This window comes from Bacillus sp. ISL-75 (genome assembly GCF_018613095.1).
The window spans coordinates 39,297-53,707 of record NZ_JAGGQX010000011.1 but is presented as its reverse complement, the minus strand read 5'-3'; the positions used below and the strand labels follow the sequence as shown (position 1 = coordinate 53,707).

17 protein-coding genes are annotated in these 14,411 nt (G+C 37.4%); 16 read left to right on the top strand and 1 reads right to left on the bottom strand.

Annotated features, from left to right (window positions below; genetic code table 11):
* The first annotated feature begins 54 nt into the window (after positions 1-54).
* From hisC to ypjB, 12 genes are all read left to right on the top strand, one after another.
* The gene (hisC, locus tag J7E63_RS04890; protein WP_215010495.1) at positions 55-1,152 is read left to right on the top strand and encodes a histidinol-phosphate transaminase; all 1,098 of its coding nucleotides are present in this window, start codon (positions 55-57) and stop codon (positions 1,150-1,152) included.
* A 27-nt stretch (positions 1,153-1,179) separates the two neighbouring features.
* Positions 1,180-2,286 (top strand): prephenate dehydrogenase, encoded by a 1,107-nt coding sequence (locus tag J7E63_RS04885; RefSeq protein WP_215010494.1) that lies wholly within the window; start codon positions 1,180-1,182, stop codon positions 2,284-2,286.
* Between the two features lie 27 nt (positions 2,287-2,313).
* Positions 2,314-3,603 (top strand): 3-phosphoshikimate 1-carboxyvinyltransferase, encoded by a 1,290-nt coding sequence (gene aroA, locus J7E63_RS04880; RefSeq protein ID WP_215010493.1) that lies wholly within the window; start codon positions 2,314-2,316, stop codon positions 3,601-3,603.
* Between the two features lie 139 nt (positions 3,604-3,742).
* On the top strand, positions 3,743-4,645 hold the full coding sequence (locus tag J7E63_RS04875) for a hypothetical protein (RefSeq protein WP_215010492.1): 903 nt from the start codon (positions 3,743-3,745) through the stop codon (positions 4,643-4,645).
* 21 nt (positions 4,646-4,666) lie between these two features.
* Positions 4,667-5,932 (top strand): tetratricopeptide repeat protein, encoded by a 1,266-nt coding sequence (locus J7E63_RS04870; RefSeq protein ID WP_215010491.1) that lies wholly within the window; start codon positions 4,667-4,669, stop codon positions 5,930-5,932.
* A 32-nt stretch (positions 5,933-5,964) separates the two neighbouring features.
* A complete protein-coding gene (locus J7E63_RS04865; RefSeq protein ID WP_214997573.1) occupies positions 5,965-6,531 on the top strand; it encodes a ReoY family proteolytic degradation factor in 567 nt (188 codons plus the stop codon).
* Positions 6,532-6,655: 124 nt separating this feature from the next.
* Positions 6,656-7,120 carry a YpiF family protein gene (locus J7E63_RS04860; protein ID WP_215010490.1) on the top strand — a complete coding sequence of 155 codons (465 nt, stop codon included), beginning with the start codon at positions 6,656-6,658 and terminating at the stop codon, positions 7,118-7,120.
* Positions 7,121-7,263: 143 nt separating this feature from the next.
* On the top strand, positions 7,264-7,770 hold the full coding sequence (locus J7E63_RS04855; protein ID WP_251033374.1) for a QcrA and Rieske domain-containing protein: 507 nt from the start codon (positions 7,264-7,266) through the stop codon (positions 7,768-7,770).
* A gap of 2 nt (positions 7,771-7,772) precedes the next feature.
* A complete protein-coding gene (qcrB, locus tag J7E63_RS04850; RefSeq protein ID WP_026563914.1) occupies positions 7,773-8,447 on the top strand; it encodes a menaquinol-cytochrome c reductase cytochrome b subunit in 675 nt (224 codons plus the stop codon).
* A 63-nt stretch (positions 8,448-8,510) separates the two neighbouring features.
* Complete coding sequence (locus tag J7E63_RS04845) at positions 8,511-9,284, top strand: menaquinol-cytochrome c reductase cytochrome b/c subunit (RefSeq protein WP_168244910.1); 774 nt, start codon at positions 8,511-8,513, stop codon at positions 9,282-9,284.
* A gap of 81 nt (positions 9,285-9,365) precedes the next feature.
* Entirely contained in the window at positions 9,366-9,959 is a 594-nt protein-coding gene (gene lhaT, locus J7E63_RS04840) for a lipoprotein heptaprenylglyceryl N-acetyltransferase LhaT (protein ID WP_215010489.1), read from the top strand.
* A 66-nt stretch (positions 9,960-10,025) separates the two neighbouring features.
* Entirely contained in the window at positions 10,026-10,820 is a 795-nt protein-coding gene (gene ypjB / locus J7E63_RS04835) for a sporulation protein YpjB (protein WP_251032678.1), read from the top strand.
* A gap of 237 nt (positions 10,821-11,057) precedes the next feature.
* Here ypjB and J7E63_RS04830 read toward each other — a convergent pair whose 3' ends face one another.
* A complete protein-coding gene (locus J7E63_RS04830; RefSeq protein ID WP_215010488.1) occupies positions 11,058-11,930 on the bottom strand; it encodes a YitT family protein in 873 nt (290 codons plus the stop codon).
* Between the two features lie 196 nt (positions 11,931-12,126).
* Here J7E63_RS04830 and J7E63_RS04825 point away from each other — a divergent pair, with 196 nt between their 5' ends.
* Genes J7E63_RS04825 through bshB1 form a run of 4 tightly spaced genes read left to right on the top strand, consistent with a single transcriptional unit; the run spans position 12,127 to position 14,411 of the window.
* Positions 12,127-12,471: a nucleotide pyrophosphohydrolase gene (locus tag J7E63_RS04825; RefSeq protein WP_215010487.1), complete on the top strand. Its 345-nt coding sequence runs from the start codon at positions 12,127-12,129 to the stop codon at positions 12,469-12,471.
* A gap of 5 nt (positions 12,472-12,476) precedes the next feature.
* Positions 12,477-13,280 (top strand): 4-hydroxy-tetrahydrodipicolinate reductase, encoded by an 804-nt coding sequence (dapB, locus tag J7E63_RS04820; protein WP_215010486.1) that lies wholly within the window; start codon positions 12,477-12,479, stop codon positions 13,278-13,280.
* 11 nt (positions 13,281-13,291) lie between these two features.
* A complete protein-coding gene (gene mgsA / locus J7E63_RS04815; RefSeq protein ID WP_168244905.1) occupies positions 13,292-13,708 on the top strand; it encodes a methylglyoxal synthase in 417 nt (138 codons plus the stop codon).
* On the top strand, positions 13,701-14,411 hold the full coding sequence (gene bshB1, locus J7E63_RS04810) for a bacillithiol biosynthesis deacetylase BshB1 (protein ID WP_215010485.1): 711 nt from the start codon (positions 13,701-13,703) through the stop codon (positions 14,409-14,411). The genes mgsA and bshB1 overlap by 8 nt, the downstream gene beginning before the upstream one ends.

Here is a 14,411-nt window from a genome sequence, read left to right as displayed (position 1 = left end):
TGGGAGGATCTTTTTGAAAGATAGAATACGTCTACAAGAATGGAGTGTATAAATATGAGATGGAAAGAGCAGTTATTAACACTGACTCCCTATCAACCAGGAAAATCAATAGAGGCAGTAAAGAAGCAATATAAACTCGACAAAATTGTAAAGCTAGCATCAAATGAAAATCCTTTTGGATGTTCAGAACAGGTGTTGACCGCTCTTCAATCGAATCAAACAAGTTTAGCGATTTACCCTGATGGGTACGCTACAAATTTAAGAGAGACAATTGCTTCATTTTTACAGGTTGACGAGGATGAATTAATATTCGGTAATGGTTCAGATAATCTTATCCAAATAATTTCTAGGGCACTTTTACATCCGAACGCCAATTCAATTATGGCGACACCTACCTTTTCACAATATAAGCATAATGCTGTTATTGAAGGGGCAGTTAGTAAGGAAGTTCCTCTACTAAACGGAGAACATGATTTAGAGGCAATGCTTGCAGCTATTGATGAACAGACCAATGTTATTTGGCTATGCAGCCCTAATAACCCTACCGGTACATATATACCAGAAAATAAATTAATCGCTTTTCTAGAAAAAGTTCCATCAGATATTCTGGTTGTATTGGATGAAGCCTATTTTGAATATGTTGTTGCTGATGATTACTATGATTCCGTTAACCTAGCTCGTAAGTATGAAAATTTAATTGTCCTAAGAACTTTTTCTAAAATATATGGACTTGCTGCCTTGAGAATTGGATATGGAGTTGCCAATCGCTCGATTATAAAAGCGCTTGAACCTGCAAGGGAGCCGTTTAATGTTAATTCTTTAGGTCAATTAGCAGCATCTGCAGCAATCAAGGACCAGGAATTTATAAAAGTCTGCAAAGAAAAAAATAGGAAGGGGCTTGAACAGTTTTATCAATTCTGTGGTGAGAATGAACTTGATTTTTATCCATCACAAACTAACTTTATTTTAATTGATTGTAAAATGGATGGGGATCAGGTTTTCCAACATTTATTGGAGAGAGGATATATCGTCCGTTCCGGAAAAGCTCTTGGTTTTCCAACCGGTGTTAGAATTACAGTAGGCTCCTATGAACAAAATGTCGGTGTCCTAAAAGCACTTGGAGAATCCTTAGCTATTAGTAAAACAGAGTAGTGCTTTGTTGTTTAGGGGGAGTTATCATTGAAAGGCCGTGTATTTGTAATTGGCTTAGGATTAATTGGCGGTTCTCTAGCCCTTTGTATAAAAAAGGAGCATAAGGATGTAACTATTGTAGGATTTGATATTAATAGTGAACAAGCAAGGCTTGCAAAAATGCTTGGAGTCATTGATGAAATAGCTGAAGATATATACAGTGGTGCAATTAACGCTAATTTAATTATTATTTCTGCACCTGTAAATGAAACAGAGGAAATTATTCAGTTCCTTGCGGGCCTCCCTCTCCATCCAGAGGTAATCGTGACAGATACAGGAAGTACAAAAAGTAAGATTGTCGGAAGTGCCAAAAGCCTAAAGGACCGTGGAATCACCTTTATTGGCGGGCATCCTATGGCGGGTTCCCATAAAAGTGGTGTATCTGCTTCCAAAGAAATATTATTTGAAAATGCCTTTTACCTGTTAACACCGCAAGAACATGTAGAAAATAAAAAGGTAGAATTATTAAAAGCATGGTTATATGGCACCAATGCTAAGTTTTTAACTATTACACCAGAAAACCATGATTATCTCACTGGAATTGTCAGTCATTTCCCTCATATCATCGCTGCCTCTATTGTTCGCCAAACTGAAAAACTAGCTGAAGCAGAAAGTCTAATTCCACGACTAGCAGCTGGCGGATTTAGGGATATTACTAGGATTGCTTCGAGTAGCCCAAAGATGTGGAAGGATATTCTCCTGCACAACCGTGAAATCTTAATTGAATTACTCGATCAATGGCAAGAAGAAATGAATGGGGTTAAAACATTACTTGAAAATGAAAATAGTTCTGCAATTTACGACTATTTTCAGCAAGCAAAACAATTTCGTGATGGCTTGCCACTGAAAGAAAAAGGTGCGATTCCGGCATTTTATGATTTGTTTGTCGATGTTCCAGATTACCCGGGTGTGATTTCGGAAATTACTGGCTATTTAGCAAAGGAAGAAATTAGCATTACAAATATTCGGATTCTAGAAACACGAGAAGATATTAATGGAGTCTTAGTGATTAGTTTTCAAACCGAAGAGGATCGGCAAAATGCTGAACGCTGTATTGGCAGTTATTCCAACTTTGCAACATCTATTGGTTCCTAAAATGATATGAATAAAAGGTGATTTTTCATGACGTCATTAAAACTTAAAACTAACATAAATGGTTTAAATGGTAAGATAACAATTCCAGGCGATAAATCGATTTCGCATAGATCTGTTATGTTTGGTTCGATCGCATATGGTGAAACCAAGATAACTAATTTCTTGCCTGGAGAAGATTGCTTAAGTACAATTTCATGCTTTCGAAAACTCGGAGTTACTATTGAGGAATCTGATAATCAACTTCGCATTATTGGAAAAGGTTTTGAGGGATTAACTGAGCCGACTGAAGTACTGGATGTTGGTAATTCAGGAACAACGATCCGTTTATTAATGGGTATTTTGGCTGGAAGACCATTTTTCTCATCTCTTGTGGGTGATGAGTCGATAGGAAAAAGGCCAATGACCAGGGTTACGAACCCATTATCAGAAATAGGTGCAAGAATAGATGGGCGAAAAGATGGTTCCTTCACTCCGATTTCCATCCGTGGTGGTGAGCTAAAACCTGTAAACTACCACCTTCCAGTTGCTAGTGCACAGGTGAAATCTGCTCTAATCCTTGCGGGACTGCAAGCAGAAGGACAAAGTATTATTATTGAGCCAGAGGAAACTCGCGACCATACTGAAAGAATGATCAAAAAATTTGGTGGAGAAATCCATAAGGATAACCAAAATATTATGGTTAAGGGTGGTCAAAAGCTGACAGCAACGTCGATTCATGTACCTGGGGATATATCGTCTGCAGCGTTCTTTCTTGTCGCTGGTGCTGTTATTCCTGACAGTGAAATTGTTCTGAAAAATGTTGGCCTAAACCCTACCAGAACGGGCATTATCGAGGTAATGAAAAAGATGGGCGCAGACTTAGAGATTGTACAAAATGATGAAACCTCTTTTGAACCATTTGGTGACCTCATTATTAAGACATCCAGTCTCAAAGGTACAGTCATTGAAGGTGACTTAATTCCAAAATTAATTGATGAAATACCAATTATTGCCCTTTTAGCAACACAAGCTGAAGGGACGACCATTATTAAAGATGCTGAGGAATTAAAAGTTAAGGAAACAAATCGAATAGATACAGTGGTTAATGAGTTGAAAAAATTAGGTGCTAAAATCGAAGCGACTGAAGATGGAATGATTATATACGGTAAATCCGTATTAAGCGGTGGAAAGGTTTCAAGTCATGGCGATCATCGGATTGGGATGATGCTGGCAATAGCAGCACTCCTATGTGAAAATGAAGCAGAACTAGTGAATCCCGAAGCAATTTCAGTTTCTTATCCTAACTTCTTTGCTCATTTAAACAGTCTCATTAAGTAAAGCTGCGTTTTAATGCAGCTTTTTTTATTTTTAAATGAATTTGATTTTGTTAGAATGTCATAGTTTATTGATTTTGCGCATAGCTTGTCATAAGGAAATAAAGTGAAAGCTTGCAAAGAAATGAATAGGGTGGTGGACGATGTATATCATTGAAAATGCCAATCTCCTTAAAGACAAGCAGTTGAAAACATGTTCGCTATTAATTAGTAAAAATCGCATAGCTAAAATTGATTCGCATTTTAGTCATTATAGACTGATAAAAATGAATGCTGGTCCATTTATCATGACCCCGTCATATGTCCTTTTTAATTCAAATATCCCACAAATTAAATCCTTTCAAGAATTAAAAAGGTGTCTGATTAAGGAATTCATGTTGAAAGGATGCACCACCTTATTTACCTATGTTAATGTGTCCTATGAAAATGAATTAACCACTAAAATTACCGAGCTTAAAACGTCTCTATTAAGTAGTCCTATTGATTATTTAATAGGGGTAAGAGTACCGATTCGATTGTTAACACAATCATTTATTAGGAAATGTAAGAAGGAAAAAATACCTGCTATTTTTGTTGACCTGCAAAACTTTGATGAATTAGAAAAAATACCTTGGGGCTGGATTAAAGAAGCCATGTTTCCGTTCAACAGTCCTTTAATTCCAATAATTTCTTCCGTCCAGAAGAAGGAAGTTAAGACAGTTTTGTCGAAATGGAAAGGTATCATGAAAAGAGAAAATATCCCTGCACTATACGAAGAAATAAAAGAAAATTACCCATTGACTATTACTGTATTAAATAAAATTGGTTTATACCCTCAAAAAGCTAGTTTAATGAGTGGTACTGAGGTAAGTTATAATCTATACACAAAAATAAATGAGATCAAGAATATTGATGAAGTGAATTTATTTCATTATCATGGTGATAGACTCGTAGTGACTGTTCACAAGGGAACGGTTCAACGTGCAGGTGATAACGTGATATTTAAACCTGGTAATGGAGAACATGTTAGGGTGCAAACCCCATCTTATTTTTCTCTGTCAATCTAGGAGAACGAGAGGTAAGTGTCAATGGAAAGAGTAAATAAAATTATTAACATGTTAGAAAACGGCCAACATAATGATGCTTTAAATGAATATAATGTTGTATTAAAAAGTGGAATGCCAGATGAGAAATTTCTTCTAGGAGAAGAAATGTATCAATATGGTTTCCTTGATGAGGCAAAGGCATTAGTTGAAAATTTGTTAGAGATATTCCCTGAGGAAGGTGAGCTCCTTGTTCTGCTAGGTGAAATATTAGTCGAGGCTGGGGAAGATGAAGAAGCGATACTTGTCCTTGAAAAGATATCAGAACATGATGCAAATTTTGGACAATCATTACTCTTGTTAGCCGATCTTTATCAAGTTCAGGGTTTATATGAAGTTTGTGAACGAAAGCTTTTAAAGGCAAAGGCGATATTGCCTGATGAAGTAATCATAGATTTTGCATTAGGTGAACTTTACAGTGAACAAGGTGAAATATCAAAGGCAATGGCTGCGTATGAAAAGGTTTTAAAAGAAGTAAATGAAATAGCTGGAGTGAATATTGACCAACGGATTGCAGACCTTTTAAGTGCATCTGGAATGTTTGAGGAATCCTTGGTTTATTACGAGAAGGCAATTAATGAAAAATTAGAGATTAACACGTTATTCGGATACGCTTTTACAGCTCTTCAGGCTGGATATAATCGAACTGCTATAGAAAAATTCATTGAATTAAAAGCGCTAGATTCTGAATATCATTCACTTTATTTACATCTTGCGTTAGCTTATGAACGGGAGGAAGAGCTTGAGAATAGTTTACTCACGATTCAAGAAGGCATAAAACAAGATGAATTTAATAAAGAGTTATTTTTCTTTGGTGGGAAAATTGCCATCAAGTTAGGAAAAGTGGAGGAAGGAGAAAAATATTTTCGTGAGGCACTTGCCCTTGATCCAGGATTTACAGAAGCTGCACTAACATTAAATAAGCTCTTTTTCCTCCAAGAAAGATATGAGGATGTCATTGAGTTAATTGCTCAACTTGACATTAAGGAAGATGAAGAACCCCAGCTTTTATGGGATTCTGCACTTAGTTTTCATAAGTTAGAAAAATTTTCTTACGCATTAGACAAATATGAAAGTGCATATACTTTTTTTAAGAGAAATGAAACATTTTTACATGATTACGGTTATTTTTTAATTGAAGAAGGAAAAACCGACCGCGCTGCCGAAATTTTTAAACAACTGCTTAATGAAGATCCAACAAACGTCGAGTATTTGGATTTACTTGAACGTCTTACAGGGTTGAAAGATTAAAATAGCTGATTCTGCAGAGGAGGGAAACTATCATGGCAACCCCTGTTTCTGTCAACGAGAAGAAGGACTTTATTCGCTGGTTTCTAAATCATTATCAATTAAAAAGAAGAGAATGTGTATGGATCCTCAACTATCTTATGAGCCACGATCAACTGATGGAAAAGGTTCATTTCGTTGAGCAAGCACAGTATTGTCCGAGAGGTTTGATTATGTCTACACATTGTGTGGATAAAGTTCCGTTTCGATTCTATAAAGAAAATGTGATGACGACGGACGCAGAAAAATCCTTTCACGATATTCGTTTAAATCGAGACGAGGATATTTTTATTCAATTAAACTTTCATGCTGCCAATCAGGCACACCAGTATGCTGCTGTTCTAGAAGAAAATTTATACGTTCCTAAACATTTGCAAGTAAATGAAAAGGATGGAATCGTTGCAGAACAATTATTGCAGCACAGCATCGAACACTTTCAACGTGAGAAAATTCTTCAATTGATTGACGAGGCACTAGATAAACACGATCGCAAAGCATTCCAAAGCTTAACACAAAAATTAAATAATTTGACAATGACTGAACAAAAAGGAAGTTTGCGATGAGCAGCTTCCTTTTGTTTGTTTTTTTCTAACATAAGAATTTTACTAAATATTCCTCTTTATCTTTTATTGTTAATGTGGAAAATGATATTATATTAATAGTGAAATTAAAGGTTGGTGCAAAGATATGAAGTGGATACCTCAAGATATTGAGACGTATTTGAATGCCAAAGAGTATGTGGACACAGCTGTTGTTCCGTTAATTTCAGTTTCCATAGGGGGGGAGATAAAGCAGTCAGCGGCAGCAGCAGAGTTTATCACTTTATTAACAGGGTATTTAGAAAGGCAATTTACGGGAAGATTAATATTAATCCCGCCATTTACATATCTAAATTCCAAAAATGGTGAAAGTACCTTAAGTGATTTGAAGGATTGGGAGGCTAGCCTAGCAAAGGGGGCGTTTAAACATATTTTTTACATAACATCAGAAATAGAGTGGAGAGCACGGGAAAAAGAACTACATGGCACGGTAATTTGGCTTCCATCAATCCCGCTTGAGCATTTGAATGATTCGCAAAAAATAGGAGTTATTGATAGTCAAGTTAAGCAGCTCTTAGTTCTCTTTTCTCAAAAATGGCATGAAAATCAGTAAAACCAACGATAATATATGTTTTTAAAATAGTATGATATTGACCTAACATGAAGATTGATATATCATTGTTATGTCCTAGTTTTATATGTGTTAAATTATTGTCCGATGGACTTAACTTCGTGAATAGAGGGGGGGATATAAGCATGAGTAAGCAACGCGTTTCAAGACGTCAATTTTTAAGTTACACCCTAACAGGGGTAGGCGGCTTCATGGCGGCTGGTATGCTAATGCCAATGGTAAGATTTGCAGTTGATCCTGTTTTAAAGGCTGAAGAAGGCGGCGATTTTGTTGCTACAAAGCAAAAGGTATCTGATTTAACAAAAGATCCAGTTAAAGTTGACTTTACCTTTAAACAAAAGGATGCCTGGTATGAGTCAGAAGTAACGAATATCGCCTGGGTTTATAAGGATGATGCGGGGAAAATTGTAGCCCTTTCGCCTACTTGTAAACATTTGGGTTGTACTGTTAACTGGAATACTGACAAGGAACATCCAGGTCAATTCTTCTGTCCGTGCCATTATGGCCGCTACGAGAAAAACGGTCAAAACATTCCAGGAACACCGCCATTAGCACCACTTGATGTATATCCATTCAAGGAAAAAGATGGTTATCTTTATCTCGGTAAAGCTCAACCACGGAAGGAGGCGTAACTATGTTAAACAAAATTTACGACTGGGTAGATGAACGTTTAGATATTACGCCTTTGTGGCGCGATATCGCAGACCATGAAGTACCTGAGCATGTTAACCCAGCGCACCACTTTTCAGCGTTTGTATATTGCTTTGGAGGTCTTACTTTCTTCGTAACCGTAATTCAAATTCTTTCTGGTATGTTTCTAACCATGTACTATGTACCAGATATTAAAAACGCATGGGAATCTGTTTATTATCTTCAAAATGAAGTTGCTTTTGGACAAATTGTACGTGGAATGCATCACTGGGGTGCAAGTTTAGTACTTGTAATGATGTTTTTACATACTCTACGCGTCTTTTTCCAAGGCGCCTATAAAAAACCTCGTGAATTGAACTGGGTTGTCGGGGTACTTATTTTCTTTGTCATGCTTGGCTTAGGTTTTACAGGGTACCTATTACCTTGGGATATGAAAGCGTTATTCGCTACTAAAGTAGGTCTGCAGATTGCCGAAGCGACACCATTCATCGGTACTCAAGTTAAGGTTTTACTTGCTGGTCATGAACACATTGTTGGTGCTCAAACATTAACCCGCTTCTTTGCAATTCATGTATTCTTCCTGCCTGGTGCATTGCTTGGACTAATGGGAGCTCACTTCTTAATGATTCGTAAACAAGGTATTTCCGGACCACTATAAAACGGTTTTATTTTAATCGCAGTTTATTTCTATTAACTACGGAAAAAGGAGGGGGATTGCTCGATGCATCGCGGTAAAGGTTTAAAGTTCGTTGGTGATTCACGTGTTTTAGCACCATCTGAACGAAAAAAAATGATTCCGAAAGATTACTCTGAATACCCTGGTAAAACAGAGGCGTTTTGGCCTAACTTCCTTTTGAAAGAATGGATGGTAGGAGCAGTATTTCTTATCGGCTTTTTATGTTTAACAGTAGCCCATCCGGCTCCGCTTGAAAGGATAGCGGACCCAACTGATACTGGGTACATTCCATTACCTGACTGGTATTTCTTGTTCTTGTATCAATTATTGAAATATACATTTGCATCTGGTCCATACACTGTAATCGGAGCAATGATTATACCAGGACTTGCTTTTGGAGGGTTATTATTAGCTCCGTTCCTCGATTCTGGTCCGGAACGACGTCCAATGAAGCGTCCGATTGCAACTGCAGCTATGCTATTGGCACTAGCTGCCACCGTATATTTAACTTGGCAATCTGTTGCGACACATGATTGGGCAGCTGCTGAACGCCAAGGTAAAATTGTTGCAAAAGTAGATATTGATAAATCAAGTGCCGGCTATAAAATAGCTAGTGCCAATACATGTATTACTTGTCATGGTGAAAACCTTTCAGGTGGTGCTGGTGCACCCGCACTAGTCGGTACCGGCTTAAAACCAGAAGAAATTGCAAAGATTGCAAAAGAAGGTAAAGGCGGAAAAATGCCACCTGGTATCTTTAAAGGTACAGATGAGGAACTCAAAACACTTTCCGAATTCATAGCAAACCTTGGTAAGTAATAATCGAATGATAAAAAGCTGACGAAAGATCGTCAGCTTTTTTCTTCATGATAAAAAAACAAACATAAAAGGAGAGTTTTTGTGCGTTGGATTTATCCTATCTTGGCAAATCGATCGATAATGAAGCTGTTATTGATTGTTAATATTGCCGGAACAATCTATGGGTACTACTGGTATGGGTGGCAACTAAAGGAGACACCTGCTATTTTTCTGCTGTTTGTTCCTGACAGCCCGACGGCTAGTTTATTTTTTGTTTTTGTTCTAGTTGCCTTTCTATTGCGGAGAAACTGGCCCTTAATAGAGGCGCTAGCAATTGTCACTCTCTTTAAATATGGAATTTGGGCAGTAGTCATGAATATCCTTGTCTATTTTGTTCAAGGGGAACTAGATGCGGTTGGCTATATGTTAATCTTGTCCCATTTCGCAATGGCTGTTCAAGGGATATTATATGCGCCATTTTACAGATTTAAATGGTGGCATTTAATTCTAACAGCTATTTGGACATTACATAATGATGTTATTGATTATGTTTTTTTCATGTTGCCAAGCTATCATATGCTAGATCGCTATACACCACAAATTGGCTATTTTACTTTCTGGCTTTCGATTCTTTCGATTGGACTAGCCTATTATTTTTCAATTCGTCCCAAAAGTTACAAACTTGAAATAAAATAATCCCAGATGGTCTAACCTTGTCCACCCCTACATACATTTTATTAGTAATGAAAGGGGGGACAAGGATTGAGAAACAAATGGTTTTTTTTCTTTGCAATTATCATGATGCTTACTCCCATAACTGTAAATGCAGAACAACAATCGCCAATGGAGAAGCTTGATGATATATCAGATGAAGCTCTCCAAATGGTGAAGTTTCATAGATATGAAGATGCTAAAAGACTGCTTGATTATTTTTCGGATCAATTCACAAGCATTACCGGTAATGAACCGTCGCTAACAATGGATGAAGTAAGAATAATTAATACCTCCCATGATGAAGCAGTGGAAGCAGCAGTTAGTTCCAACATGAAATATGAGGAACGAATAAATAAATTAGTCAAATTTCGTCTTGTCATTGATGCCATTGCAACAAGTCACCAACCATTATGGATTGAAATGGAAGATCAAATAATGACAGCTTTTCATCAAGCAAAAGATGCTGCAATTAAGGGTGATTCAGGGCACTTTCATTCAAACTTTAATTCCTTTTTATCCTTGTATAACGTGATCTATCCGAGTATGAAAATTGATGTGTCTGTGGAAAATGTTCAAAGACTAGACGCGCGGATCGATTTTATTAATGAATACCGTTCACAAGTTGTAAATGATTCTAAAAGCCAACAGGAGTTGGAAAAACTTGATACAGACTTAGTTAATCTCTTTTCTAACATGGAAGAGGATGAGGCAGATCCAAACATTTGGTGGGTTATTATTTCGACAGGAAGCATTATTATCATGACATTATCCTATGTTGGCTGGAGAAAGTATCAAGGTGACAAGAATATGAAAAAAGACCGTTCGAGAGATTTAAAGGATTGATCTAAAAGTTAAGAAAAAGCAATGTCCAAACGCGGACATTGCTTTTTTAGTCTAGGGCTCTATACTTGGCTGTTGATTTCCACTCCAGGCGCTTCGCTTTCCGCGGGCGGTCCGGGGAGCCTCCTCGGCGCTAAGCGCCTGCGGGGTCTCCCCTGCCCCGTCCTCCCGCAGGAGTCTTCGCGCCTTCCGCTCCAATCAACTTGGCTATAAAATCAATAATAACCTTTAACACACAGCCTAGTCTACTAAAGGCATTTTATTTTCATCGAGTGTGAAACCTTCTCCATGGACATCATGGACAATTGTGATGGAGACAAATGCATGAGGATCAACGGAAGTAATTACATTTTTTAAACGGACTATTTCATTTTTTGCGACAACACAATATAAGACTTCACGCTCACTTTTAGTGTAAGAGCCGTATCCCTTTAGGACTGTTACTCCTCGGTCCATTTCTTCCATAATCTTAGAGGCAATTTGCTCGTTCTTTTCCGAAATAATCATAGCTCCTCGCGCTGAATAAGCACCTTCTAACATGAAATCAATTACTCTAGCGCCGATAAACACAGCTACGAGTGTGTACATTGCTTGTTTATAATTTAAGTATGTTAGCAAAGATAAAGCGATAACACATGCATCAAACAAGAACATTGTTTTTCCCATATTCCAGCCTGCATATTTTTGGACAAGCCTAGCAATAATATCGACTCCTCCTGTAGTTCCTCCATAGCGGAAGATCACGCCTAAACCAATGCCTGTAAAAACTCCTGCAAATAATGCAGCTAATGTTAAATCACTTTGAAGTGGCATATCAATGGAATAGCGTTGAAATATCCATAAAAAAATGGACACCCCGACTGTCCCTAATATCGTATATAAAAATGTATTACGTCCTAACAATTTCCACCCAATAAAAAAAAGTGGAATATTTAAGAATAGATTTGAATAAGATGGATCCCATTTAAACAAGAAATAAAATAGAAGTGCGATGCCTGTGAAGCCGCCTTCTGCCAGTTTGTTTTGCATATTAAAATTGACAAGGCCAAACGACATTATTGCTGCTCCCAATAGGATGAATAATATGTTTTTTACTTTAAGACCATGTAACATTAATAACCCCCCTCTACCATAAATTCTCTTATATGGCGGTTTTTATTATATCGAATAAAAAATGTTAGAGCAATGAGTAGAGAAAAAGAGGGTAATATAAATGAAAACATTTGTAAATCGGCGTTAATTTAGCTAACATAAACAATAGAATAAGGATATGAACATAATTATCAGTCTTATTGATGAGGTGAAATACATGGCCAAAGAAAAGACGATGAAAGACCTTCAGCAAGAAGTAGATTTGTACATTAGTCAATTTAAAGAGGGGTATTTCAGTCCGCTTGCGATGCTAGCAAGACTTACAGAAGAACTAGGGGAATTTGCTAGAGAAGTGAACCATTATTATGGTGAGAAACCCAAAAAAACAAGTGAAACTGAAAAAGCCATCGAAGAAGAACTTGGTGATCTTTTATTTGTATTAATTTGTTTTGCTAACTCTTTAAATATCAGCTTAGAAGATGCACATAATTATGTAATGGAAAAATTTAAGTCAAGAGACAAAAATCGGTGGACAAGAATTAATGAAGAAAAAATGGAGTGAACTTTATGGAACAAATTAAAATTATCATCGCTGGTCCCCGCGGCCGAATGGGCAGTGAAGCAGTGAAGTTAGTAACGAATATTGATCATTTTGAACTTTTAGCTGTTGTGGATCATAAATATGATGGAATGATGCTTAGCGACTTGGAAGGCTTTCATTCAATACATAACGTACCCGTTTATACAAATATCGAAACATGCCTGGAAAATGTCCATGCGGATGTCTTGATTGATCTAACCACACCTGAGGTGGGCATGCATCACGCAAAAACTGCACTTACAAACAATGTTCGACCGGTGGTTGGAACAACAGGTTTTACTGCAAGAGATTTAGAGGAATTAGAACATATTTGTCATGAGAAAAAACTGGGATGTATTATTGCTCCGAATTTTGCCATTGGTGCTGTGTTAATGATGAAATTCTCACAAATGGCTGCGAAATATTTTAACGATATAGAAATTATTGAATTGCATCACGATCAAAAACTAGATGCTCCTTCAGGAACAGCTGTAAAAACAGCAGAAATGATTTCTGCAGTTCGTGAGGAAAAAAATCAGGGGCACCCAAATGAGAAAGAAACGATTCAAGGTGCGCGGGGTGCAACGTTCGATGGAATGCATATTCACTCGGTTCGCTTGCCTGGACTTGTAGCCCACCAACAGGTGTTATTTGGATCTGATGGTCAGACTCTAACAATAAGGCATGATTCATACCATCGCGGCTCTTTTATGTCGGGTGTAAAAGTGGCAGTAGAATCTGTAATGACACATAATACTTTTGTTTATGGACTAGAAAATATTTTAGAATAGGGAGTAAATATATGAATATCGCCTTAATAGCTCATGATAAAAAGAAAAATGATTTGGTTCAGTTCGCGACTGCTTATCAAAATATATTTTCGAAGCATACATTATTCGCGACTGGGACAACTGGACAGCGAATTAGTGAGGCAACGGGTCTAAGTATAACTCGTTTTCAATCTGGACCCCTTGGCGGTGACCAGCAAATCGGAGCAATGATTGCCCAAAATAAAATGGATGCTGTTTTCTTCTTCCGTGACCCATTAACATCACAGCCACATGAACCAGATGTAACAGCATTGGTTAGACTATGTGATGTATATTCGATTCCACTTGCTACTAATATGGGAACTGCAGAATTATTAATAAGAGGCCTAGAACTGGGGCTTATTGAGTGGAGAAATCTAAATAAAGAGAATGGTGCAATCAATGATTAATCAGCACCTTCATGTCCTTGCATTTGGTGCACATGCGGACGATGTCGAGATTGGCATGGCTGGAACGATTGCTAAATTGACCTCCCAAGGGAAACAAGTTGGTATCTGTGACTTAACAGATGCCGACCTTTCTTCAAATGGGAATGTACCCCTAAGAAAAGAGGAGGCGGCAAAGGCTGCAGGGATACTAAACGTCTCTATGCGTACATCACTGGGTTTTCCAGATAGAGGATTATTTCTTAAAGACGAATACATAAGAGAGATTGCAAGGATTATTAGAACATACAAGCCTCAGAGTGTGTTTGCACCTTATTTTGAAGACCGCCATCCTGACCATGGTCATTGTGCTAGTTTAGTGGAGGAAGCTGTTTTTTCATCTGCCATAAGAAAATATGTAACAGAAGGTAATGAACCTGCACATCGGGTGGAAAGAGTTTATTTTTATATGATTAACGATTTTCATAAACCAGATTTCACCATTGATATTACTCAATATATGGATAAGAAACTCCAAGCATTGAGGGAGTACAAAAGCCAATTCGAGCAAACAGAAGAAAGCTATAGTACTCCGCTTGTAAATGGGTATATTGAAACTGTTGAGTCAAGGGAAAGAATGTTTGGTAAGTTGGTTGGTGTTACATTTGCTGAAGGGTTCAAAACGAAAGTTCCAATCCTTTTGAATCGTGATTTGATAGGAGAATAA